30 protein-coding genes and 1 tRNA gene are annotated in these 24,415 nt (G+C 31.4%); 2 read left to right on the plus strand and 29 right to left on the minus strand.

Annotated elements, in window-relative coordinates; translation table 11 throughout:
- Positions 1-71 precede the first annotated feature (71 nt).
- The 3 genes from QJ521_RS03870 to QJ521_RS03880 all read right to left on the minus strand — a co-directional run bounded on the left by QJ521_RS03870 (position 72) and on the right by QJ521_RS03880 (position 2,658).
- Entirely contained in the window at positions 72-524 is a 453-nt protein-coding gene (locus tag QJ521_RS03870) for a phosphatidylglycerophosphatase A family protein (RefSeq protein WP_347568077.1), read from the minus strand.
- Positions 525-666: 142 nt separating this feature from the next.
- Positions 667-1,767 carry a Ca2+-dependent phosphoinositide-specific phospholipase C gene (locus QJ521_RS03875; protein WP_282839116.1) on the minus strand — a complete coding sequence of 367 codons (1,101 nt, stop codon included), beginning with the start codon at positions 1,765-1,767 and terminating at the stop codon, positions 667-669.
- Positions 1,768-1,803: 36 nt separating this feature from the next.
- The gene (locus QJ521_RS03880) at positions 1,804-2,658 is read right to left on the minus strand and encodes an SDR family NAD(P)-dependent oxidoreductase (protein WP_282839117.1); all 855 of its coding nucleotides are present in this window, start codon (positions 2,656-2,658) and stop codon (positions 1,804-1,806) included.
- A gap of 125 nt (positions 2,659-2,783) precedes the next feature.
- On the opposite strand from QJ521_RS03880, the gene QJ521_RS03885 reads away from it, so the two are divergent.
- Together QJ521_RS03885 and QJ521_RS03890 are read left to right on the plus strand one after the other, a co-directional pair.
- Positions 2,784-3,671 carry an ABC transporter ATP-binding protein gene (locus tag QJ521_RS03885; protein ID WP_282839118.1) on the plus strand — a complete coding sequence of 296 codons (888 nt, stop codon included), beginning with the start codon at positions 2,784-2,786 and terminating at the stop codon, positions 3,669-3,671.
- Positions 3,664-4,464: an ABC transporter permease subunit gene (locus QJ521_RS03890; RefSeq protein ID WP_282839119.1), complete on the plus strand. Its 801-nt coding sequence runs from the start codon at positions 3,664-3,666 to the stop codon at positions 4,462-4,464. Before QJ521_RS03885 ends, QJ521_RS03890 begins: the two co-directional genes overlap by 8 nt.
- A 27-nt stretch (positions 4,465-4,491) precedes the next feature.
- Here QJ521_RS03890 and QJ521_RS03895 read toward each other — a convergent pair whose 3' ends face one another.
- From QJ521_RS03895 to QJ521_RS04015, 26 genes are all read right to left on the minus strand, one after another.
- Entirely contained in the window at positions 4,492-5,139 is a 648-nt protein-coding gene (locus tag QJ521_RS03895) for a class I SAM-dependent methyltransferase (RefSeq protein WP_282839120.1), read from the minus strand.
- Positions 5,136-5,540 carry a DUF1801 domain-containing protein gene (locus QJ521_RS03900; RefSeq protein WP_282839121.1) on the minus strand — a complete coding sequence of 135 codons (405 nt, stop codon included), beginning with the start codon at positions 5,538-5,540 and terminating at the stop codon, positions 5,136-5,138. The genes QJ521_RS03895 and QJ521_RS03900 overlap by 4 nt, the downstream gene beginning before the upstream one ends.
- A gap of 8 nt (positions 5,541-5,548) precedes the next feature.
- A complete protein-coding gene (locus QJ521_RS03905; protein ID WP_282839122.1) occupies positions 5,549-6,256 on the minus strand; it encodes a DUF554 domain-containing protein in 708 nt (235 codons plus the stop codon).
- 245 nt (positions 6,257-6,501) lie between these two features.
- The gene (locus QJ521_RS03910; protein ID WP_282839123.1) at positions 6,502-7,434 is read right to left on the minus strand and encodes an aldo/keto reductase; all 933 of its coding nucleotides are present in this window, start codon (positions 7,432-7,434) and stop codon (positions 6,502-6,504) included.
- A gap of 81 nt (positions 7,435-7,515) precedes the next feature.
- A complete protein-coding gene (locus QJ521_RS03915; protein ID WP_282839124.1) occupies positions 7,516-8,256 on the minus strand; it encodes an alpha/beta hydrolase in 741 nt (246 codons plus the stop codon).
- Between the two features lie 223 nt (positions 8,257-8,479).
- Positions 8,480-9,142, minus strand: a complete 663-nt coding sequence (locus QJ521_RS03920) for an ABC transporter permease (protein ID WP_282839125.1) — start codon at positions 9,140-9,142, stop codon at positions 8,480-8,482.
- A gap of 62 nt (positions 9,143-9,204) precedes the next feature.
- Positions 9,205-10,113, minus strand: a complete 909-nt coding sequence (locus tag QJ521_RS03925) for a substrate-binding domain-containing protein (protein ID WP_282839126.1) — start codon at positions 10,111-10,113, stop codon at positions 9,205-9,207.
- A gap of 17 nt (positions 10,114-10,130) precedes the next feature.
- Positions 10,131-11,891, minus strand: a complete 1,761-nt coding sequence (locus QJ521_RS03930) for a 2Fe-2S iron-sulfur cluster binding domain-containing protein (protein WP_282839127.1) — start codon at positions 11,889-11,891, stop codon at positions 10,131-10,133.
- The gene (locus QJ521_RS03935; protein WP_282839128.1) at positions 11,888-13,699 is read right to left on the minus strand and encodes an NADH-quinone oxidoreductase subunit NuoF; all 1,812 of its coding nucleotides are present in this window, start codon (positions 13,697-13,699) and stop codon (positions 11,888-11,890) included. The genes QJ521_RS03930 and QJ521_RS03935 overlap by 4 nt, the downstream gene beginning before the upstream one ends.
- An 8-nt stretch (positions 13,700-13,707) precedes the next feature.
- A complete protein-coding gene (locus QJ521_RS03940; RefSeq protein ID WP_282839130.1) occupies positions 13,708-14,076 on the minus strand; it encodes a (2Fe-2S) ferredoxin domain-containing protein in 369 nt (122 codons plus the stop codon).
- Positions 14,073-14,624, minus strand: a complete 552-nt coding sequence (locus QJ521_RS03945; RefSeq protein ID WP_282839131.1) for an ATP-binding protein — start codon at positions 14,622-14,624, stop codon at positions 14,073-14,075. Before QJ521_RS03945 ends, QJ521_RS03940 begins: the two co-directional genes overlap by 4 nt.
- Positions 14,602-15,303, minus strand: coding sequence for a PHP domain-containing protein (locus tag QJ521_RS03950; RefSeq protein ID WP_282839133.1), 702 nt, complete (start codon positions 15,301-15,303; stop codon positions 14,602-14,604). Before QJ521_RS03950 ends, QJ521_RS03945 begins: the two co-directional genes overlap by 23 nt.
- Positions 15,300-15,626, minus strand: coding sequence for a hypothetical protein (locus QJ521_RS03955; RefSeq protein WP_282839134.1), 327 nt, complete (start codon positions 15,624-15,626; stop codon positions 15,300-15,302). The genes QJ521_RS03950 and QJ521_RS03955 overlap by 4 nt, the downstream gene beginning before the upstream one ends.
- Positions 15,613-16,047 (minus strand): ATP-binding protein, encoded by a 435-nt coding sequence (locus tag QJ521_RS03960; RefSeq protein ID WP_282839135.1) that lies wholly within the window; start codon positions 16,045-16,047, stop codon positions 15,613-15,615. The genes QJ521_RS03955 and QJ521_RS03960 overlap by 14 nt, the downstream gene beginning before the upstream one ends.
- Positions 16,041-16,424, minus strand: coding sequence for a hypothetical protein (locus QJ521_RS03965; RefSeq protein WP_282839136.1), 384 nt, complete (start codon positions 16,422-16,424; stop codon positions 16,041-16,043). The genes QJ521_RS03960 and QJ521_RS03965 overlap by 7 nt, the downstream gene beginning before the upstream one ends.
- Entirely contained in the window at positions 16,411-16,911 is a 501-nt protein-coding gene (locus tag QJ521_RS03970) for an NADH-quinone oxidoreductase subunit NuoE family protein (RefSeq protein ID WP_282839137.1), read from the minus strand. The genes QJ521_RS03965 and QJ521_RS03970 overlap by 14 nt, the downstream gene beginning before the upstream one ends.
- Positions 16,912-17,090: 179 nt before the next feature.
- Positions 17,091-17,906, minus strand: a complete 816-nt coding sequence (locus tag QJ521_RS03975; protein WP_282839138.1) for a DUF3137 domain-containing protein — start codon at positions 17,904-17,906, stop codon at positions 17,091-17,093.
- A gap of 15 nt (positions 17,907-17,921) precedes the next feature.
- Entirely contained in the window at positions 17,922-18,257 is a 336-nt protein-coding gene (locus QJ521_RS03980; RefSeq protein WP_282839139.1) for a hypothetical protein, read from the minus strand.
- Positions 18,254-19,174 carry an NYN domain-containing protein gene (locus tag QJ521_RS03985; protein ID WP_282839141.1) on the minus strand — a complete coding sequence of 307 codons (921 nt, stop codon included), beginning with the start codon at positions 19,172-19,174 and terminating at the stop codon, positions 18,254-18,256. Before QJ521_RS03985 ends, QJ521_RS03980 begins: the two co-directional genes overlap by 4 nt.
- Positions 19,175-19,460: 286 nt before the next feature.
- Positions 19,461-20,012 carry a hypothetical protein gene (locus QJ521_RS03990; protein WP_282839142.1) on the minus strand — a complete coding sequence of 184 codons (552 nt, stop codon included), beginning with the start codon at positions 20,010-20,012 and terminating at the stop codon, positions 19,461-19,463.
- A 56-nt stretch (positions 20,013-20,068) separates the two neighbouring features.
- Positions 20,069-20,422: a LytTR family DNA-binding domain-containing protein gene (locus QJ521_RS09700; RefSeq protein ID WP_430757348.1), complete on the minus strand. Its 354-nt coding sequence runs from the start codon at positions 20,420-20,422 to the stop codon at positions 20,069-20,071.
- A 719-nt stretch (positions 20,423-21,141) separates the two neighbouring features.
- A complete protein-coding gene (locus QJ521_RS03995; RefSeq protein ID WP_282839143.1) occupies positions 21,142-21,321 on the minus strand; it encodes a hypothetical protein in 180 nt (59 codons plus the stop codon).
- Between the two features lie 35 nt (positions 21,322-21,356).
- Positions 21,357-22,529: an ATP-binding protein gene (locus QJ521_RS04000; protein WP_282839144.1), complete on the minus strand. Its 1,173-nt coding sequence runs from the start codon at positions 22,527-22,529 to the stop codon at positions 21,357-21,359.
- Positions 22,530-22,722: 193 nt separating this feature from the next.
- Positions 22,723-22,796 (minus strand) — tRNA-Cys (locus QJ521_RS04005).
- A 41-nt stretch (positions 22,797-22,837) separates the two neighbouring features.
- Positions 22,838-23,320 carry a low molecular weight protein-tyrosine-phosphatase gene (locus QJ521_RS04010; protein ID WP_282839145.1) on the minus strand — a complete coding sequence of 161 codons (483 nt, stop codon included), beginning with the start codon at positions 23,318-23,320 and terminating at the stop codon, positions 22,838-22,840.
- Positions 23,321-23,326: 6 nt separating this feature from the next.
- Positions 23,327-24,391, minus strand: coding sequence for a serine hydrolase domain-containing protein (locus QJ521_RS04015; RefSeq protein ID WP_282839146.1), 1,065 nt, complete (start codon positions 24,389-24,391; stop codon positions 23,327-23,329).
- Positions 24,392-24,415: the final 24 nt, after the last annotated feature.

The following is a 24,415-nucleotide window of genomic DNA, read 5'->3' on the forward strand; positions in this document are numbered from 1 at the left end:
TAATAGACACGGGTCTGTTTTACCCAAGAAGCCCCCACTTCTAATGGTTTTCATTAAGTGGTGGGAGTAGTTCACGTGGCAAATCTATGTGCGATTGAACTTGCTGCTGCAGCAGCAATAGCACCTACAATATCATCTAAAAATGTATTGCATTTACCTTCTTGTTTTCCTTCTTCATCTAATCTACCAATAATACCAGGTTTTGATTTATCAACGTATCCAAAATTGGTAAATCCAATAGATCCATAAACATTAACGATGGCAAGTGCTAAAACTTCATCAATACCATATAATCCATAATCAGTCATTAACATGGTTGAAAGAGGTTCTGATAGTAACCCTTTTTCTGCTAATATATCCAATTCTAAGCCAGTTAACACAGCATTTTGTACTTCTCTTTTCATCACGACTCTTTGAACATGCTCAAGACACAACTCAAATGATAAAGATGGCAAATATTTGATTTGTAAATCAAGTGTAATTTGCGCAATGTCCTCAAGAATTACACCTCGATCTTCTAACATTTTAACAACGATGTCATACTTTTTAGAATCATTAAGTCTGTTTTCTTCTTTATAAATAACGCCCATAATATCCTCCCATTGAAAAAAATAGTGTATTACTATTATACATGAATTCAAATGATTAGCAACTCGAATCTAATGATTAATCATCTATTCTTTTAATAATCAACTTTTCATTTGCCAAAAAAATCATTTCATCAACTTTTAAATCACTTCTTCCGATGGTGAAATCAGAGGTTAGGATTTGAGCTCCACTAGATATTGCGTCTAGATATCTTTGTTGATTAAAGACTAAACCAGAATCAATTCTTGTTCTAACAATTAGATTTGAGTCTACAAGTGAACGAATTGTTTGAACATCTGGTTGATTATGAACGATAAAAGATGCATAATTACGATCAATTTGATTTGAGTATAACCCGATAAACATTGGTTGTGTCTCTAGTGAAGTATCTAGTTCATAATACATGTCAGTAAAATCTCCAGGATGTAGAACAAAAATGACTTTGCCTAATAAACTAAAAACGGATGGCCACCCTGTTGTTTGTATCGTTTCATTTAGTTTTTTACCACTTTCAAGCATATCATTGGGTTGAAAAAGTCGATCACCTAGTTTATCAATAATTACTGTGTTTAATTTTAATAACTGCTCAGATTCAATATGTTGAAGTGCATGATCTAAAATCATCCAATCGTTTTTGATTTCCATTAGAATAATGATTGGTATATGGTTCGGATGATTTGTTGAAAATAAATAGATTTCTTCCAGTGCTAGTTCAAAACTTGGAGCAACACTACTATTGTCAACTAGTGGAACATGTGTTAAAACAAATTGTTCTTTACGCATTCTAACATCAAACTCCATGCTGCGAATGCCAGACTCAAATTGTGTTGTTAAGTTCTCGTAACCGTATTTCAGAGCACGTGCTTCTTCAAAACTATCGCCTAGACCAACAAAGAGCCTGCCTAAAGCAGCACCGGTTTTTTTATAGCTATTATGCGTAGCAAGTATTTGGATCTCGTTTAATTTGATGGATTCATCTAGTGGATCAAAATTAATAAATTCACTTTCATCTACGGGTTCAAATGAACTGCTCTCATAATAGTTGTTTAATCTTTTCATATGATTTGTTTGAATGATTGAATCATTGATTTTAATGGCGAATAAACGCATAACAATTAAGAAAAACAATGTAACAAAGGATAAAACTACAATAAAAAATATCTTTATTATTTTAATCATCAAATCACCTTCAGTTCAATTATAATATATTATAAATCATTTAAAATCTATAGATGTTAGTGCCTCCGAGTATGACCACAATTTATTTGCATGCTCATCGTTGTATGTTATTTTGTTAGATTTAATGGATTTTCCTTCTTTAATATAATGCCCTGAAAAAGTTTTATATTCTGGTTTTAAAGCTACATCAACCATAAACTTGGAAGGATAATATACATCAGTTCCTCCACTTTTTCTTAAGTTCCAAACAAATCTTGCTAAACCAGTCGTATTTTTCCCACCAATTTCTGTTTTAACCAAACCTGGGTCAATAGCAAAAATAGGGATATCCTTAAACCTTTTTGCGTATGCTTTAACAAAAAAAACATTATATAGTTTTGATCGTTTATATGCCTTTAAGATATTGTAAAACTTTTTGTTTTGGATGTTCTTCCAATTAATAGATGCACGATAATGTGATAATGAACTGACTACCAAAACTCGTGGATCATCAGATTTTTTTAATAAAGGTGTTAAGTGATATGTCAAAATAAACACAGATAAATGATTTGTCGCAAATGTTACTTCATTTCCGTCTTCATTCTCGTGATAACCTGAAGTAACTCGACCTGCTACATTCATTAATATGTCAAGTTTACCTTGATATTTTTTATTGACAAAACTAACTAAATCTTTCCCAGCTTGATGAGTTGATTTATTATCGGATAAATCACCTACAACAAAATCAAGATTTGCATGCTTTGTTAGTGGTTCAAGTTCTTTTTTTACTGTTTCTATTTTTTCTAGGTTTCTTGCTAAAGCAATAACATGTACTCGTTCTTTTAATAAAAGCTCAACATTCGTTTTACCGATGCCTGATGAGGCACCTGTTACAATAGCTATTTTTTGCATATTTCCCATCACTCCTTACCATTTATCATATCATTTTTTTTCGAATATGTTTTACATATTTGACAATATACGATGTTAGGTATAATATAAGTGGTAAGTTTACAAAATAGATCCGGAGGTAAAAAATGATACAAATCAATAATTTGACAAAGTCATATGGACCTAATAAAGGTGTTTTTGATTTGTCATTCCAAGTCAATGAAGGTGAAGTTTTTGGTTTCATTGGACCAAATGGTGCTGGCAAAACGACAACCATACGTCACCTATTAGGATTTATACATTCTGACTCAGGATCGTGTTCCATTATGGGAATGGACACACATGATTTTGCAGCAAAACTACAAGAAGATATTGGTTATTTGTCTGGTGAAATTGCTTTTTTTGATCAAATGACTGGTTTATCATTTCTTAGATTGTTATCAGAAATGCGAGGGTTGATCAACCACGATAGAATGAATGAACTGATTCATTTTTGGGATTTAGATGTCTCTGTAAAAATTAGAAAAATGTCAAAAGGTATGAAACAAAAGCTTGGTTTGGTTTCAGCATTTATGCATCATCCAAAAATATTAATATTAGATGAACCTACTAGTGGACTTGATCCACTTATGCAAACCAAGTTCGTAGATTTAATTCATCAAGAGAAATCAAAAGGAACAACCATTCTTATGTCATCGCATAGTTTCGAAGAAATTGAAAGAACTTGTGATCGTGCTGGTATTATTAAGAATGGAAAACTTGTTGCTCTAGAAGACATAAAGACATTAAAAAAAGAACAGAGAAAAGTATTTATGGTTTCTCTCGCTTCTAAAAGTGATATTGAAAAAATTAATAGTTCAACCCTAGAGATAGTTAAACAAAAAGGTCTTGATCTAGAAATCACCACTTATGGAGATATTAATCCGTTAATTATGGAATTATCCAAATGTAAAGTCGTTTCATTTGATTTAAAAAAGCAATCTCTTGAAAAGATTTTTATGAAATATTATGAAAGTGGTGATTCCAATGAATAAAGCACTATTAAAGGCCACATTAAAGTCGAATTATTTTATTTTTATCATCTTCTTTCTCGTCTTAATGATGTATTCTTCAATTATTATTGGTATGTATAATCCCGATGATTTGGGAGCATGGGACTCAATGTTTGAGCTTTTTTCACCAACCATGCTGAATGCTATGGGTTTTCAACTACTTGAACCTTCTTTGTTTGGTTTTGTTGGTGGTTATCTTTATGGTTTCATCATGTTGATGTTCCCGATGATTTATATCATCGTATTGGGTCCTAGAATGATTGCTAAATATGTAGATTCGGGATCGATGAGTTTCTTATTATCGACACCTAATACAAGACAAAAAATTTCAGTTACTCAAGCATTCTATATGTCGGTTAGTATTTTTATACTTATTTCAGTTGTAGCACTTATTAATTTAGGGTTTTCTGAATTAATGTTTCCTGGCCAGATGAAACTCTATAGCTATTTCTTGCTAAATTTTAATCTTATTGCGTTGTTATCTTTATTGGGAGGTATAAGCTTCTTATCATCCTGTCTTTTTAATGAGAGCAGATTTGCCTCGGGATTTGGAGCAGGTATTCCTATTGGCTTCTTTGTAATTAACATGTTGTCTAATGTTTCAACTGACCTAGATTTTCTTAAATATTTCACTGTGTTTTCCCTGTTTGATACAAATGATGCAGTTATACAAAGTAATCGTGTATATTTAAATGTTAGCATTTTGCTTCTATTAACTTTTGCTTTATATTTTTCAGGTATATATATTTTTAAAAAGAAGGATTTGCACATCTAGTTAAAAAAACGATTTAATGATGGCTCATTAAGTCGCTTTCTTTAAAACAATATATCGATATTCATTTGTATAAATAACTTTCAGATTAAATTGCTTAGCAATACAGTCAATCGTTTTGGGTGTGTAAAAAGAAATATGTGTTGTATCTCTAATATAAAACCAATCAAAAAACTTGTTTCGATCTCTTGGATGGAATAATGTCATAAGAGATATAACACCGTTTGGTTTTAGATGATTGACTAACATTTTTATTTCATTTGTTGGTTCACTTAAGTGTTCAATAACTTCTGTTGATGTTATGAGATTATACTCTTTATTTTCATAAACTTTTTTAGGTGAGTAGAATGGATCATAGATATCGACATTAAATAGATACTGTTCTCTCATTATTTTTGCTAATACAGGATTAGGTCCGCTACCAAAGTCTAATACATCACCTTTTTGAATGTATGGCATAATAGCAGCATCTATAAAGTTCGTTAAAAAATTGATATATCCAATATTGCTTTCATCATTTTGATGATTGTTATATACTTTTAACTCATCATCTAATGATAGATAATTTGATTGATCTTTAAAAATAAATTCACATTGTTTGCATTCATGAAATAACATATCAAATCTTGGATGTGGATAAGATATCGTTTTGTTTCCGCAAATCTTACATTTACTCATTTTCTTTTCATTGCCTCAATGATGGATTGCTGGCATAAATCTTTAAGTGCCTCTATATTAACTTCTTCAAGCGATTTAATATACAAACAACCAACTCCTTTATCATGTTTTCCTATATGGTCTAATATTTTATTTTGTAAATCTATCATCAAGTAAATGGTAATTGCCTTTTTCCTTAAGGCAAACCCAATGAGAAAATAATCGATTTGTCTACCCGATTCATAAGTATATCTTTTATTGCCAAAGCCTATAATTGATGACCCCCACATAACAGGATCTTCTCCAGTGAGCTCTTTAATCATATTGATTAATATAGTTGCGTCTTGTTGTTTTTGATGATCAAACTTAGACAAATATCCACTTACTGATAATTGATTTGCTTTTGTCTTTAATTCAGCCATAATACCTCCTAAAATAAAGAAATAACTAAATAGTATAAAATTGGAATAAAAATAGCTGGTAGCATATTCGCTACTTTTATTTTTTTAATCTCCATAAAATTAAAGCCTATAGCAATTAATAAGATATTACCAACCATAGAAACAGCTTTAATCATTTCAATAGATAATATATCTGTTGATGTCATTGCGAGCAATGTTAATGAACCTTGATATATTAAAACACTAAATGCTGAAAAGATGACTCCAATACCTAATACAGAAGCTAAAATCATCGCTGTAATAAAGTCTAATGCACTTTTGATGACTAATGTTGTGATATCCCCATATAATCCATCTTGAATGGAACCAACGATTGCCATTGCTCCAACACAAAATATAAGTGTACCTGCAATAAAACCTTTAGCAAGCGGAGGAAGATTGTACTTCTTTTCGACGTTTTCAGCCCATCTGTTTAATCTCATATCAATATCAATCCATTCACCAATCATCACACCTATAACAAGTGAAATAATAATTAATAAATCACTATGTGTAGAAATACCATCTTGATTAACGATTAAAAAATCTTTAAGAAACCATCCTAAAGAAAGTGCAATTAATCCTAAACCTAAAACGAGCATAATACTTTTTTGTATTTTTTCAGGCAATCCTCTTTTAAAAATGACACCTAAAATGCTTGCTATAATGATTGCTCCTACATTGATTAATGTTCCCATATAGTACCCCTTTAAGTTTGTATCAGTCTTATTATAATATGAAAACACTTATTTTGCAGATTTTTATATATTCCATCTTGTTTTTTTTAAATAATCTTATATAATGGAATAGAACTTTGATATTCAAACCTTTTAAAAGTATGATACTCTGTTCATATTTGAATATTCAAGATGATACGCTGAACTTAACAACAGTATCTTGAAAAAAGAAATGGTCAATCACTTTAGATTGACCGTTTTTTCTTTTACCAAAATAATGGATTATCTTTAATTTTCTTGTTGTATAACTCAATGAATTTTTCCTTAATATCCTGTGGTAATTCAAAGTCTGCATTTTGAATATGATCTTCTAATTGTTCTACATTTCTAATACCTGGTATAACAGCTGTGATTTCTGGAAAACTTAGAACAAATGAGATTGCATATTTCGTTAAACTCTCAGATTTTGTGATTTTCTTTAAATCCTTAACAAGTGACGCACGTTGTTCAATTGTTTCATCATCCCATCTTGAGCGAATACCTTCAAATTCTGATAGTTCATCATATTTACCAGTTAACCAACCTGAATCAAGTGGCACTTTAGCGATAATAGAAATCCCTTTTTCTTTTGCCTTTTTAAATAGAGGAATCGTTTCTTGAAAAAAGATATTAAATAAGATTTCTACAACATCAAGTTTTACATTGTCTAAAACAGCTTTAAACTCATCGTATGTGTCAATACTCACACCATATGCTTTTATTAAACCTTCTTCTTTTAGTCTTTCAAGTTCTTCAAAATGTTGTGTTTTACCCTCTAAGATTTCCATTCCAGGATTATGTAATAATACGCTATCAACATAGTTTGTTTGAAGTCTTTCTAAGCTATCATAAATTTGCTCTTTTAGTGAGAATACAGAAAAGTCAGTCTCACCATCAGCTGTGTGACCCAATTTTGTGTTAATCACAATATCATTTCGGTGATCTATAGTTGCTTGACCTAGGATTGACTCACTCAAACCAGCTGCATATCCTGGTGCTGTGTCGAAAAAATTAATGCCCTTTTCAATCGCAGTTTTAACTAAAGAAATGCCTTCATCTACCGACATATATCCCCAAAAATCTGTGTTGCCTAATTGCCATGCCCCAAAACCCAATCTATGGATTGATTTTGACGTTTTTGCGTAGTTCGTTTTTTTCATATGAACCTCCTACGTATCTATTTCCATTTTATCATATTTCTTTGATTGGCTAGCTCCAAATCAATTCTAACCTACTTTTTTTTATTTTTTATACAACCAGCTAAGTACTTTTTGAATATAAGCATCCCAAAATGCCCAATTATGCTCACCTTTAGATTCTTCATATGTAAACGGGATATGATGTTTAGTTAGAAAAGCTTTGAACTGAAGATTATTTTCATACAAAAAGTCTTCTGTTCCACAACAAATATATAAATCAGGTTTTGGATCCGCTTTCTTTGCAAGATAAAATAAATCATTTTTTGTATTCGTTATAGGATCATTTCCAAATATAGATTTGAAGAACTGTTCTCTGCTTTTATCTTCATTTTCTCTTAGGAGTGTATCAACATCTAAAGCACCGGAAAGGCTTGCTGCTTTTGAAAACTTGTTGGGATATGTTAATGCTATTTTGAATGCACCATATCCACCCATTGAGAGTCCACAAACGTAATTATCTTCTCTATGATTAGATATTGGAAACAATGATTCCATAATATTTGGTAGTTCCTCTGAGATAAAAGTAAAATATTTAAAACCATTAGCCATATTGGTGTAATAACTATTATATGCAGCTGGCATAATGATTGCTAAACGGTGATTTTGTGCATAACGTTCAATTGATGAATATCTCATCCAATCAGTATGGTTACCTATATACCCATGCAGCAAATATAAAACTTTAACCTTCTCATCTTTTTTAATGTCCTGTGGGATTAATACATTGACACTTACATTCATTTCTAAAACAAAAGATCTAATTTGACATTCAATAAAAGCCATGATTTATATCTCCTTTTTAACGTTTTTCACTGACTATATTATAGCATATGATTTATAAAAAAAAGCCCTAATGTCTGGGGGGGATGTAGACACTAGGACCAATTCATGCGTCTCCCCGCACAAAAGGTTGGGGAAACACTATTATTATACATGAAAGACTATATTTTAGTCAACCGATATTGAAAGACTTTTGAATTATTTTTATGTTGATTGAAAATTTGATTTAATTTTCTTCATATTGATACTTTTGAACTTTGTATTCTACAAGAAGCGTAATGATAATCAAGATGAAGGACCATGCAAAAACATGATCATACGCAAGATTAACTTTTGCTAGATAAAGAGCATTACCCATTGAGTTTCTTGTTTGTGATAGGTATTCAGCCATAACTAAGACTTTGAGTCCTAATCCAAATGATTGGAAAAATGCTAAATATAAATAAGGTTTTACCAAGGGTAAGTAGAGATATTTGATCCCTAAGTAAAGATTGTGTTTTTCTAAATGATAGACATCAATTAACTCTTGATCTATTGATTTCACACCTTGATTTGCTGCTTGATAAAAAAGTGGGAATAGCATCAAGAAGGTAATGATATAAGGTGCATATGTAAAACCAAATAAGATAAGTAAAATGACGATGATTGATAAAATTGGTATTGTTTTGAGAAATGTTACATGGGGTTTGACGACTAACTCTATCTGCTTATTCAATCCAGAAAAGATGCCTAATGAAATGCCCAGTAATGAAGATAGTATAATCGATAGAAATAATCTAAATAGTGAAACACCAATAACTGATAGTTCACTTGTATTCGTTAAAATAGCTCCGATAGCTTTGAGAACTTGAATCGGAGATGGTAAAAGCAATGGGTGATCAACAATCACATATGCAGATACCCATATTAAGAAAAACATGAAGATGGAAAAAGATAACCACGCTGTTTTTTTTATCCTAAATCACCTCGATAAAAAGATGCATCCGGTAACTGATTGCCTATAAGTGTTGGATGATTAATGAGTATCATTTCAAAATAAGATATAATATCCGATTTTGCCTGTTGAGCAGAAATGTAATCTATATAGCCTGAAGATATCGAATTTGATAAGACATCAATATCAATATTCATACCTAGTGAAACTGCTAATTGTGCAGCTTGTAAAGGGTTTTGCTGAATAAATTCTATTGATTCTTGTAAATCATTTTGTATCTTAATCAGTTGCTGTTCTGATAATGTGTTTTTAACAAACACGCTCGCTTGTGGTATTGCTTTATTGGAAGTTGCAAGTTTGTAATATGCTTGAATATCGATGGATTGCAATGATGGATAAATATTTTTTAAGTGTGCATATGAAGGTTCTGCAACCAATACGATTTGATTTGTATCTGCAATAAATAGTGATGATGCGGTTGCAACCGAATCAACATAAGTGATTTGACAAGAAATATCATAGAAATCTATTAAGTATTTAATCAGAATATCTGAAGTTTGATTTTGTCCAAAGACTATAATTTCTTCTTCATTTAAGTCTTGAAGATGAGTAATATCTGATCTTTGAGTAACGAGATAATAGTTTCCCCAAACAATGGTTGCAAGTAATTGATAAGTTTGTTTTGATTGATATAATTTAGCACCAAGATTAGTAGGAGCAAAGATTACATCATGAGAACCTGAACCAAAAGCAGCTACTAAAGGGTCTGCTCCTTGGACAATGTCTATTTTATAATCTTTGCTTTGTTGCATCTTTAGCTGTGATAATTGAGGACTTCCAAAAGGAACAATCATGGTAATTTCTTCTGTTTTTTTACATCCTGCTAGAATCATTAAAATTAAAAGAATGATGTATAGTTTTTTCATGTTGCTCCTTTCTTATATCATGATATATTTTGATAACTTTCCCGTTTCTTGTATGTTGTATGTAATAATTCATGTGAACGATGCGAGTTTGGTTTTTCTAAAAACTGTGTGTATAAGTCTTGAACGAATGTGTTTTGATGAGATTTACGAAATGTTTGATGTGAATCAATATCATATAAAACTGCTGCTCTTAATGAACGAATATCAGTTTTTTCATAAATGTGTGCTGGAACAATAGGTTGTCCACCACCATTGATACAACCACCTGTACAACCCATAATTTCTACGAAATGATATTTCTTATTGTTCTTTTCCATTTCTTCAAAGAATGTTTGGATAGCTTTACCACCATGAACGACTGCAACATGAATGGGTTTACCTAAGATCATATAAGTTGCTTCTTTAATGTCAGCGTTGCCTCTTAGTTCTTTAAACTCTATGGGAGTTGTCTTACCTTCTAAAACCTCGGTGACTGTCCTTAAAGCTGCTTCCATTACGCCACCTGTAGCTCCAAATATCGTTCCAGCTCCGGTATAAGAAGATAACTCTCCAAATGCTTGAATGGGTTCTAGTTCTCTAAAATTGATTTTATGTCTTTTAATCATTCTTGCTAATTCTCTTGTCGTCAAGACAATATCAACATCTTGATACCCATCTCTGCCCATGTCTGGTCTTTTAGCTTCTGCTTTTTTAGCGATACAAGGCATGATGGATACGGATACAATATTTTTTGGATCTAATTTTAGTTTATCAGCATAATAGGTTTTTATTAATGCACCAGCCATTTGTTGTGGTGATTTACATGATGATAAATTTGGAATATAGTTTGGTTGATATAACTCTAAATAGTTAACCCAACCTGGTGAACATGATGTAAACATTGGGAAGGGACCATTTTGATTTAATCTTTCAATAAATTCAGTTCCTTCTTCTAATATGGTTAAATCTGCAGTAAAATTTGTATCCATAATTTGGTCAACACCTAATGCTCTTAGAGCAGCTAACATTTTACCTTCAACATTGGTTCCAATAGGATAACCAAATTCTTCACCAAGTGTTGCTCTAATCGATGGAGCAACTTGAACGATAATCGTTTTATTTGGATTTCTTAATTCCAATTCTAGTTGTTTGATATCATCTTTTTCTCGTAGAGCTCCTGTTGGACATGCTTGAATACATTTCCCACAATAAATACAACCAGAGTCTTCAAGATTATGAAATAATGCAGGTCCAATGTATGTTTCTGAACCACGTTGATTATAGTTTAAAATATTTAGTCCTGTAAAGGATTCACATGCAGAAACACATCTACCACATAAAATACATTTACTACTATCAATGGTCATTACACCTGAAGAATCTGAAAAGTATCTTGGGGCGTCATGTTTTCCATATAAATGGGTTAGCTCATTTTCAATGTTATATGTTCTAAGCAAATCTAGAAATTCACAATTATCTTCTCTTGAACAATTAAAACATTCAAAGTGATGTTTATGTGATAAAAGTTCTAGATTCATGGATACTGATTCATATACATCTACATCGTCAGTGATGATATCCATATTTTCCGCAACTAATGTTTTACATGCTGGCTTTAAATTCTTTTGCCCGTTGATTTTAACAGAACAAACACGGCAATTTCCTTCTTCATGGACACCCTCAAAATAACAAAGTCTAGGTATAAAAACACCTTCTCTTTCGGCTGCTTTTAAAATGGTCTCATTTGATTTTGCAACGATATCTCTTCCATTTATTTTAATCTGAATATCTTTGATCATATGCGTGCCTCCTGATGAAGTGGTGAGCTCGTAATTGCATTTACAGGGCATGCTTTCTTACATTCTCCACAGCGTATACATAATTCTAAATCGATAACATGAAGTTGCTTAGGCCAACCGGAAATTGCGTTAACTGGGCAACTTTTAGCACATTTGGTGCAACCAATACAATGATCGTCAATCACAAAGTTTGTTAACTCTCTACAAACACCTGCTGTACATGTCTTATCGACGACATGTGCAAGATATTCATGTTTAAAATCTTTAAGTGTTGATAAGACTGGATTAGGTGCTGTTTGACCAAGACCACACAAAGATGTCTCTTGAATCATATGTCCTAGTTTTTCTAATTCTTCAAGATCTTTTAATGTTCCAAGACCTTCACAAATTTTATTGAGAATAACTAGCATTTGTTTGGTGCCTTCACGACATGGTGTACATTTTCCACACGATTCTTCGACAGTAAAGTCTAGATAAAATCTAGCAACATCAACCATACAGTTGTCTTCGTCCATCACGATCATTCCACCACTACCCATCATTGAACCTAAGGCAGTAAGATTTTCAAAATCTATTGGTGTATCCAAATCCTTTTCTGTGATACATCCACCTGATGGACCACCTGTTTGTATCGCTTTAAACTTTCTTTTATTTGGGATACCACCACCAATATCAAAAACGATCTCGCGAAGTGTTGTTCCCATTGGGACTTCAACTAAACCTGTATTATTGATTTTTCCTCCAAGTGCAAACACTTTGGTTCCACTTGACTTTTCTGTACCTATTGTCTTAAACCACTTTGCACCTTTAAGAAATATAACAGGAATGTTAGCTAATGTTTCTACGTTATTGACGTTTGTTGGTTTACCCCATAAACCGCGAACAGCTGGAAATGGAGGTTTTAATCGAGGCATACCTCGATAACCTTCAATCGATGCGATTAATGCAGTTTCCTCACCACAGACGAACGCACCAGCTCCTAAGCGAATTTCGATATTAAAACTAAATGATGTACCAAAGATATTTTTTCCAAGCAACTCAAACTGTTTTGCTTGATTGATTGCGATATTTAATCTTTCAACAGCAACTGGATATTCGGCACGGACATAAATATATCCTTGATTTGCTCCAATTGCATATCCACATATTGCCATCGCTTCTAATACTGAGTGTGGGTCACCTTCTAAAATGGCACGATCCATAAATGCTCCTGGATCACCCTCATCAGCATTACATATGACATATTTTTGTTCTGAAACAGAATCCTTTGCGAACTGCCATTTTTTGCCTGTTGAAAAGCCCCCGCCACCACGACCTCTTAATCCTGATTCAATCATAGTGTCAATTGTTTCTTGAGGTGTATGTTTCGTTAAAACATCAGCAAGTGCTTGATATCCATCTTTTGCAATGTATTCTTCGATATTTAAAGGATTGATATTCCCACAATTTCTTAAGGCAATTCTTTTTTGTTTAGAATAAAACTTCAACTGGCTTATGTTTTTAATCTTAGTTTTCTCAATTGGATCTTTCATCATCAATTTTTCAACTGGTCTACCCTTTAATAAATGTTCTTGGCAAATTGTTATAACATCTTCTATTTTGACATGTGTATAAAAAGTTTCTCCAGGATATACAATAACGACAGGTCCTTTTTCACACAAGCCAAAACATCCCGTCAAAATCAATCCAACTTCGTTTTTCATATCCATTAATTCTAATTGTTCTTCAAATTTTTCTTTGATTTGTTTTGCCTGTGAACTTAAACAACCCGTACCCCCACAAATAAGAACCTGTATTCTTTCTAACATAACATCACCTAACCCTTTCTAGTTGATAATAAATACTTATCAATGGGTTGATTGCTTTGTATATGTTTTTCAATGATTTGCTTTGCCATATCAGTTGTTACATTGCAGTAAACAAAAGCCTGTCCAGCCTCATCTATGATTTCAACCATCGGTTCATATGTACATTCACCCATACATCCTACTTGCGTTACCGTGACATTATTGAGATTATGATACTCAACAAGCTCTAAAAATGCCGCTAACACGGGTTTCGCACCTGAAGCTATACCACACGTTCCCATGCCAATTTGAACTCGATATCCGTTTTTAACATAACGCATATTCATTCTTTTTAAAGCTTCATCTCTTAATTTTTTTAAGTCTTCTAAAGATTTCATAAGCCACCTCGTCTAAGTTCTATTTCTTGATTAATATGATCTATTAATCCTTGCATAATTGAATAAGTTGTTAATGTTTGTCCAAAAATACGTTTGATTTCTGATAATTGATAAGTATATTTGTTTTGTCTTGATTCATAGGTAAAAATAAATTCACTGACATCTTGATGGATACTGATCGTATAAATCATTTCTCCAAGATTGCCTATCGGTGGCATGTCAAGATGATGATGGTGCATCATTAAATATAATGACGTACCCAAACCTTCAGTAGACTCTAATCTAAAGTCTCCATCTGTTTGTTCACAAAGCATCTTAATAAGCGGTAATCCTAACCCAACTCTCCTTGTCGTCCTTGTCGTATAAAAAGGAGATGTCACTTGTGCAAGAACAGTATCAGACATACCAATACCATTATCGATGACCTTAATTTTTAGTTCATCTTCTTCAACAACTGAAAGTTGAATCATCGATGCTTTTGCTTGAATTGAGTTTTGAACTATATCTAATAAATAAGTAGCTAAATCATCCATTATTAAAATACTCAAAGAAAGCCTCTATAGTTAAGCTTTCTAACTCCATTTCATTTTTATCGTTAATTTCTGAAATGTCTATGATTTGATGAGCATCTGAATTGAATAATATCTTATGATTTGTTAGCTGATGTTGATGAATAAAACCAGCTTGAACGTGCTTTGTTAATTCAATAGCGTCTAGCGGATACTGATTTAAATAAGATAACCCACTATTTTTCTCTCGATTAAGATGGGCATAAACTAGGATATGATCATAGTGTTTCAAAGAAAAAAGTAAATCTTCAAAGGAAAGAGTAAGAGAATTTGTTAAATGATAAGGAAAGTAGTCAATAATCTCATCATCAAGATTAGTTATTGCCTGTTTTCCGTATAATTCATGATCATATCTTTGTTTATGTATATGTGATTCTAAAAATGCATCGAAAGCTAAAGCTTCATCAACATGTTTAAAATAGCATAGCAAATGAAATCCTTCTTGAACTTCTAGTTCTACTCCTGGAATAAAAAGCATATCATAACTTTGTGACAGTTCATAGCAAATAGAAAGTTGTTTAAGTGAGTTGTGATCCGTTACTGATATAATATTCAATTTTTTCAAATTGGCCATGTTAAAAATATTGTTAGGTGTCATCAAGTCATCAGCACAAGGTGAAAGCACAGAGTGAATGTGTAGATCGTAATAATATTTCATATCAATCCTCTTTGAAATAAATTGATAATGACTTCATGTGTTTTCATTGGTGTTTGTATTAATGCAATTGACTCATCATTTGCTTTTTGAATCATTTCATTTGAAATTGGTCTATTTTCTGAAATGATAATAGCTTTTAGATCAATCATTATTGCTAGAGCAATCGTTGTTGAATGACTAATAATTGTTACTAAAAGATTGTTTGGGTTTGCACTTTTGATTGCTGCACTCAATAAATCTGTAGCATAACAACCTTCATATTCAATGTTTAAATTATTCGTCAATAAAGTAAAATCTTTAGATAAGATGCTAGAAATCTTCATGTTGATTACCTCGAAGAAAGAAAGTTGCTCTAAGGTGTGTGCCAAACTCATCGGACTCAATTTCTAGTTTATCTGCTGATCTTTTAATATTGGATAATCCCATACCTGCACCAAACCCATTGGAATTTGCAATCGAATTTGCTGTTGTATATCCTTCGAGCATTGCTAACTCAATATCGAAAATGCCAGGTCCATCGTCATAGAAATCTAATACAATCTCATCTTCATCTATATGAAATGTCGCATAACCTCCAACAGAATGAATAACCACATTGATTTCAGCTTCATAAGATGATGCACATACTTTTTTTATAATACCTGGATTAATATTGAGTTCTTTTAAAGTCCTTTTTATATCGCTAGAAGCTCGCCCAGCTAAATCAAAGTTGTTTGCGATAATTTGATATTCTTTGTCTACCATTGTTGATGATAACGAACCCCTTTGATACCATCTTGGTACATCATGCCACTTGTATTAAACATCGTAGATTCTGTAGCAATTAGCATAATATTAGATTCATTAGCCAAATCTATAACTTTAGTTGAGGGTATTTTTCCGCGAACTAAAAGGACCACTTCTACATCTAGCATTTCAGCAGTTCTAATAGATTGATTATTTGTTAAACCTGTAATTAAAACACTATGACTAAGAATCCCGTTATCTTTAACTGAGTTAAGTATCATTAATGCATCACTCATTAGATCAGAACAGAAAGCATAGTTAATTTCTATGTTTCTCATAATATCAGGTGTATAAACTTTACAATCATACTTAGAAACAATGTCAAATAATTTCATCTTTATTTTCCTTCATTTCTTTGAGTACTTGTCTTGTCTTAGTTACACTTGCATTTCCGTATATATGTTCTCCTATAGAAAACACAGGAGCAAGACCACAGGCACCAACACATCTAGTTGCACAAAGTGTAAATTCTCCATCTTTTGTAGTTTCTCCTGATTTCACTTTAAGTTCATCTTCAAGTGTATCCATAATAGTTTGTGATCCGCGAACATAACATGCTGTACCTAAACAGACACCAATGGTCTTTTTTCCTTTTGGAACAACTGAGAAATTACCATAAAAAGTAACTACTCCATTAATTTTCGCGATGCTTTCATTAAGCTCTTTGGAGATGATTTTCTGAATAGAAATCGGTATATAACCAAAAATATGCTGCGCATCATGAAGCGTAGGCATTAAAGGTCCAGGCAATTTCTTATTCTTTTCTATTTGCAAGTTAAAAAGAGCCAACTTCTCACTAGTAATGTGTGAATTTGTGTTCATAATAATACTCCTTAAATTGTATCGTTATTTTCAAGTTCATTATAACATTTATTATTGGAAAATAAAGCATATTTTCAATAAATAGTTTTATTTATTCAATGATAACGTTTTCGAATAGTTTTTATGTTTATTTAATGCATTTATTGAATAAAAAGACACTTTTTCTAGTGTCTTTAGTGTTATGATATAAGTTCAATTAAATCTTCAATAAGCTTTACTTCTTTTTTAATCTCATCAAAAAACTGTGTGTCGATATCTTTAAACATTTTTAAATCAAATGAATCAACTCGAGTGTCAAGAGCAATCATAACCTTCTTAGCTCTAAAACCAAACATTGTGCGTTTAGCTATATTTGAGAATTCAAGAAGTTTTTCCATAAATCTTGGTTTCAATAAATAAAATGCGGAGTGTTGATCTTTAGAAAAAACATCGAAAGTTTGATTAAAAACAATGTATTCTAATTCAACACGTTTCATGCCTTCAAATAGACCGAACAAAAGCGTTCTATTAGGCATAATATAGACATCATTTTCAAATTTTTTATTAAACTCAATTTCAAAAAATCTTCCTTGAAATACTGTAACAACAGTTGTCGATTTCCCACTTCTTCTAACATCTCTTAGATGAACATCAGCTGAGATAAAATGTTTTCCTGATATATAGCCTTCCAAGTAGTCTTCGCTATGATATCGATCTTCTCTTTTTAATATCTTTGAATCGTAAACATATGAGGATTCTAATCCTCTTTCTGGTTCATATTTACAACCTGGAATTAACTTATCAAGCACTTCTCTTACATAAACGTTTTTGAAGTGATTGCTCAGTTTCTTAAGCATACCAGTCATCGCTGAAGCACCTAATCCACCTATGATAAAACCAATCATTAAAAGAGGGTTTGTCATAAATAGTATAAATGATAGGGCTGTTATAATAATAAAAATAATAAACCAAGTTTCATAAATTGCTTTTTTTCTTTTAATCTGCTCTAAATTCATTATTATTTCCTCGTGCTATTTTAAGATAATATAAGTAATGCCATCGTTTCCTTTTTTATAATCCGAATCTGATTTAATTAGATTCGAATAAGTTTGAATCGCTTCATCAAATCCGAGCATTTCTCTAAATGCTTCTCCTGGAATGTATGCCTTGATTTCACTACGTCTAACTCTGTTTCTTAAAGATGAGTGAACCGCTTGTTTAATTGAACCACCAACACCTGAAGAACCATAGCCATGAATGATTTTAATGACCTGATCTTTACCAGTACAATTTTTGATAATGACTGCTAGTTTTCTACCTGCTTCTAGTGTTGTAGGCATTTGACTTTTTATATCAAAGGTTTTCATTTTACTTTAAGTTTCGCAGCGTTATTTTTAACGGTTATCGAATCAATACTTCCAACGAGTTTACTAAAACGTGTGAAACCTAATTCTTGATAATTAAATTCAGGGTATATTTTCTCTAACTCTTGTTTAATTTTAGTTAAGATCATTTCTTTACTCTTATTCATTGAAATGATGTCAATAATAGCTTTAGTGACATCTTTCATATTCATTTTTGTATAAAACGTAACAAACGTTGTTGTCTTTTCTTGACTAATTGCTAATCCACTGATGGTATTGACTAAACTTGATAATGTTTTAGCACCATATTTTCTTGAATCAAAATCTGAGAATCTATTGACTAAAATATCACCTAAACGACTTAATTGTATTTTGTTATCAATTCCATTTTCAATAATGATACTTTTAATGATATTTCCTATTTCTTGAGTATTTCTTGATGATGCTTCAACAGATTCTGGAATCTCATCATCTTCATCTTCATCATCTAGGTATTCGAAATATTTAAACTCGTTGCATGCTGATCTAAAAGCTTCAGTAACTTTCTTTTCGTTACCTACACCAATAACATGCATACCACCTTCTCTAAGTTTTACTGCAAGTGGTGTGAAGTCACTATCACTTGTTACTAAAAAGAATGCATTAACTCTACCTTGATACATAACTTCTTGTGCATCTAGTGCCATTGCCATATCTGCAGCATTCTTTCCTACAGCAACATTGTACTGATGCACTGGTTTAATCGCGTTATCTTGTGCTGTACGATGCCAATCTCTTGATAAATTATTAATATCTCCATAAAATCTTGCGATTACTATTTTCCCGTATTTTGAAATTTCATTCATAACTGATTTGATGTACTTAAATGATACATTCTCTGAATCTATCATTAAAGCTATTTTATATTCTGTTTTTTCCATTTTTAGTTCCTTTCTATAAATATATCCTCTTCTATTATACTTGTTATTGGTAGTTATTCAAAATCGAATTGATGATTTGGTTAACAAAAAAACGCATAGATGGTATCTATACGTCTTTTAAATCATATGTTTGGAGTCTTTGTTAACCTTAAAGAGACGTTTTCTTTAGCTATTTCGCCCAGTTCATCAAGGATTTTTCATGCGTATATCAAAAGCAAAAAACTTGTGTTTTGTTATCAAACTTATCTTTCTGTTAATTGAGAAAAATGATTATGTGTGATGTCCTCTAATAAGCTGTAAATTCTTCTCCAATGCTAACGCTTACAATACCTAAATCAATATATGTTTTTATTCTTGAGAGATCAATGCTATCATCAATCACTGTGATTTCAACTTTATTAGATTTAAAATTAAGAGAAATACTTATAAAATTGTACTCTTTTATATTCAGTGAAATTATTTTGAATACTTCTTTTAGTTGTGCATAACTATAGGTTACCTTGATAAATTGAATACTTTCATTTGTTAGAATATCAGTTAATTCCGTTGGTGCATTTTCAGTTAGACATACAACATAATTATTGTTTTCATCTAAGTAATACCCGGAAAAAAAGATATTGTATTTTTCGTAAACCAATTTAATGTAAACATTTGGGAAATTACCATCATCAAATCTTTCATAATTAAGTTCGTTCCTCAAAATATCATTCTCACTTTCTAGAGCATAAACTTTGATCAATGTGAAAGAACCAAAGAATAAGAGTAGTCCGATAACTAAAATTACATTAAACTTGATAGGTGCTACCTTCAAACTTACGACTTTCTTACCTTTAATCAAAGAATTAAGATCGTAATAATACTTAATCCAATAATATGATAATTCATAATACCCTCCTACATTCCGATTTTTTCTCGAAAACTCATTAAATACATACGAGATACATATACAGTGTTCTTATTCGCTAGAAGTATCTTTAATTTTGAATTATATTGGGGAATAATCTTCATTATTTTTCCTTTAGGTATAATTTGGGATTTGTTTATACGAATAATATCTCTGTTCTCAAATATCCCTTCAACTTCATATAATCTTTCTTTAATTTTTAATCCACCAAATGATGTATGAACAATGATATCATGTGTGAAACTTTCAACTAGATAAATGTCATCATAATTGATTATCTTTTTTTCTCCTCTTGAGTTGAATCCAATAAGATAATCTTGTTGATAATCAATTTCTTTAAAAATAAATTAGCATCATCTGAGATACTAAATCCAGCTTTCTCTAACATTTCTTGATATTTAAGATAATTTTCATCCTTACATATAATTTTTTATTTCATACTGTTCCCCTCAAAATAATTATATATGGTTTGCATAAATGTATCACAAATTTAACATATGTTACACCTATTATCTCATATGTTACAAAAACAAGGGATCCCAATACAGTAAATTTAGAATCCCTTGCTTTCATTTTTTATACGATTTTAATAGTTTGTTAAGTTCAAATCAGAAAAAATGTGATCAACAGTTTTATATCCGATTCATTACAAAATTTGTTGTTTTTGTGCCAGTTCGAATCCGATTGGCACGACCAAAACAAAATTAAGTTGGAGTCTCTGTTAACCTTAAAGGGTTGTGTTTTTGGGGGCTCTTTAACCTTAACTGGTAAGAAAATGACCTAAAGTGGAAAATAGTGGGAAAATCGAGAAAGTAATGGTACTATTTTTTCACATTATGTGAACTTTAACTAAAACCTCCACTACAGCTTTAGCTTTTCATTATCAAACCTACTTTTAGATTCTAAAACATAAGATTTGATTTTTTTTATATCCAATTCCTATCATTGTGATCTTCATATAAGAATTCATGGTAATCATCTGGTTCATCTATAGAACATGATATGTTTATTTCCTTTGGATAAAATTTAATGTCAATATACGATTCATCAATTGCTTGAATACCTACACACTCAAATCCTGGGTACCATCTACATGAATTTCGATTCTAGATAATCCGATATCACGTAGTTTTTTCTTTAATTGCTTGTTTATAAAGTCATCAAGGACATAGTAAAACTGAGAATACAACTCCTGAGTTTTTTCTGTTAAATATCTCTTAATTTTTCTTTTTTTTCCAAACATATTACCCTCCGAATTTGATCGTTATTTTTCGCAATCTAACCAGATAAAAATGAAGTTAAATGAACTATCTTTATCCCATCGACTACGCCAACATCTTTGTAATCATATGTAACGATTATTCTTTCATAATTATCTTTAACGACGAGTAGATTGTCTGTTTCTCTAGTACTATTTACAGGCATACTTAAGGTCACTTGAACATACTTAGTATAATTATCTTTGAAACAAATAAAATCTATTTCTAAATCATCATATTTCCCAACAAAAACATGCCATCCTTCTTGTATAAGTTTTAGATAAACAATATTTTCTATCATAGATCCAAGATTGCTATTCATACGACCTAGCATGATATTTTTTAGTCCAAGGTCAACAACATAATACTTACCTAATGTTTTTAAATGTTCTTTGCCACGAATATCATATCTCGTTGCTTTATAAAAAATAAAAGCATTCTCTAAAAGGTGAAGGTACTTATTAATTGTCTCTGGTTTTACTACTTGATTCATGGATTTAAAGTAATTCGAAATTTTAGAACTTGAAACCGACTTACCTATATTATCTAACAAATACAGTGAAAGTTTCATGAGCACATCAATTTGAGTAATATTGCCTCTAATCGAAACATCTTTTAATAGAATACTATTATAAATACCTTTCAATATGTCACTTTTCATTTGTTCATCTTTCGTGAGTACAACCGATGGAAAACCACCATATTTTATATACTCTTGTAAATATCGATCAATGCTATCTTCTTTAGTGAAATCTTTTAGTTCCACCAATGATAAAGGATATAACTTTATTTCTACATATCGACCGGATAGATAAGTTGCAAGTTCGCCGGAAAGCATATTTGCATTTGACCCTGTTAAATATATATCGCAATTAAACGCAATCCTTAATCCATTAATCAACTTTTGCCAATGATGAACTTCAGCTATTTCATCAAATAGAAAATATATTCTTTCATCCGTTTCTACTTGAGTTTTGATGAATTCATACAGTTTGTCAGCCGTTTGAATACCAAAAGTATCTGGATGCTCAAAATTGAGATATATCGTTTTTCTATTTAGTTCTTGAAGGTGTTTCTCAAGCATTTTCAATAGAAATGACTTACCTGATCTTCTTACACCAGTAATTAATTTCACGAATTCTGTATCTATGTATTTGATTAGTTTATCTAAGTAATAACGTCTGATTTTCATTATAAACACCTCTTTTACTTACATTGTATTATTTTTTTTGCCTTTTGTAAAGTAAAAATTGTATTTATATACTTTTTTGCCTTTGTATGGTTTATTTAATACTTATGATGGGGTCTTTAAAAACAAAAAATACCCTAAATGGGCATAAATTTGTTTAATTAGCTCGTATTATCGAACCAACTCAAGATTATTTTGGAGGCCTCAAACGGATTTGAACCGATGATCAGGCAGTTGCAGTGCCTTGCCTTACCACTTGGCTATGAGGCCCTCACATGCTATATCATTATAACTTTTAAATGGTTAAAAAGTCAATACAAATTCTCTTTAAATTGAAGTTCGTTTTTTAATCTTTCTAACCAACCTGTTAATGACTCTTCTAACAATTGATAGGTTTGTTCATATTGTCCGGTTAAATAAGGATCAGGGACACTTTGTCCTTTTGTCTCATCCATAATATTTCTTAAAAGAAATATCTTATGCTTATGCTTTCCTGCTTGTTTTAATAGATGTTGAACATTGGACTTATCCATACCTATAATATAATCAAATTTAACAAAATCACTTGCTTGAATAGTCATAGATTTCATATGATGATGTTTTGCCCCAATTCTATCTAATATCTTTCTTGTCTCTGGATGTGGGGGTTTACCATGTTCCCATGTTGAGGTAGCTCTTGATTCAATGTGAATTTTTTCTTGTAAGTTCTCCTTAATAACCATTTGGGTAAACATACCTTCAGCCATCGGTGATCTACAGATATTTCCTAAACAAACAAATAAAATTTTTATCATATATCTTTACCTTTTTGCCTTCTCTTTTTTAATGATTGATACTACCTTTATTAATAACTGAAAACTACTACTCATTTTCTTAACATCTCCCATATTGATAACATAAGTGTCCAATGTCTCATCATCACACCATGCATGTGCACCTGAAACACCTAGTCCTCCTTGCAGACGTGGATATCCTTTTAGTAAGAAAAACAATTTATCAAATCTGATTTCAATAAGACCCAGGCCATAATACATTCCTGCATGAAAAACATGCTCAAAAGATCTCATTTTCTCCAATGAACTCTCGCTAATAATCTCGTGTTTAAAGAAAGCTTTTAAAAACTTAGTTAAATCATGAGTTGTTGTCGAAAGACCTCCTCCAGAAAAATCACAACTTAATGCTTTAAATAATCGAACATCTTGTCCCTTAAAAATAAGTGGTGCAAGTTCTTTTGCATCAAATGATTTACTATACCACGAAAGTGATGTATCATTCATTTTTAATGGTTTGAAAATATATGTTTCTAGGACTTGATCATATGGCATTTTGTAAAGCTTTTCGATGATAAGTCCAATAAGAAGATAGCCCGTATCTGAATATAAATACTTCTTTCCAGGACTCCCAATTGCACTTTGATTGTTTCTCGTCATATCTATAAGCTCTTGTGGAGTAAAAAAACGATCTTTATTCTCGAAAAATCTGTCTAAAAATTTGCTGCCATCATTAAACTTTCCATCAAAGTAATCATTGACTCCTGATGTATGACTTAGTAAATGTCTAATCGTAACATTTTTTTGATAATCAAAACCTTCATATACAAAAAGTCCATCCAACAACTTATCATCTAAAATGGTATGAATTTTAGTAGTTAAATCTACATCCATATCTTCAATTGCTTTTAGTACAAGCGTAGCTGCAAAAACTTTACCAACGCTTGCTGAATGATATTTTTGATCTGTCTTTGTACTAGAATATGTATAATTTATATCTAGTGATGGAATATCAAATTCGACTTGAAGTGTTCTCGTTTTTTTGGCATATTTCTTCACTAGATTATCTATTTTTACCAATACATCTTTTTTCACTTTCATCACCTCGATTTTTGTCTA

The organism is Peloplasma aerotolerans, from assembly GCF_030012175.1.
Lineage (GTDB): Bacteria > Bacillota_I > Bacilli_A > Acholeplasmatales > Acholeplasmataceae > Peloplasma > Peloplasma aerotolerans.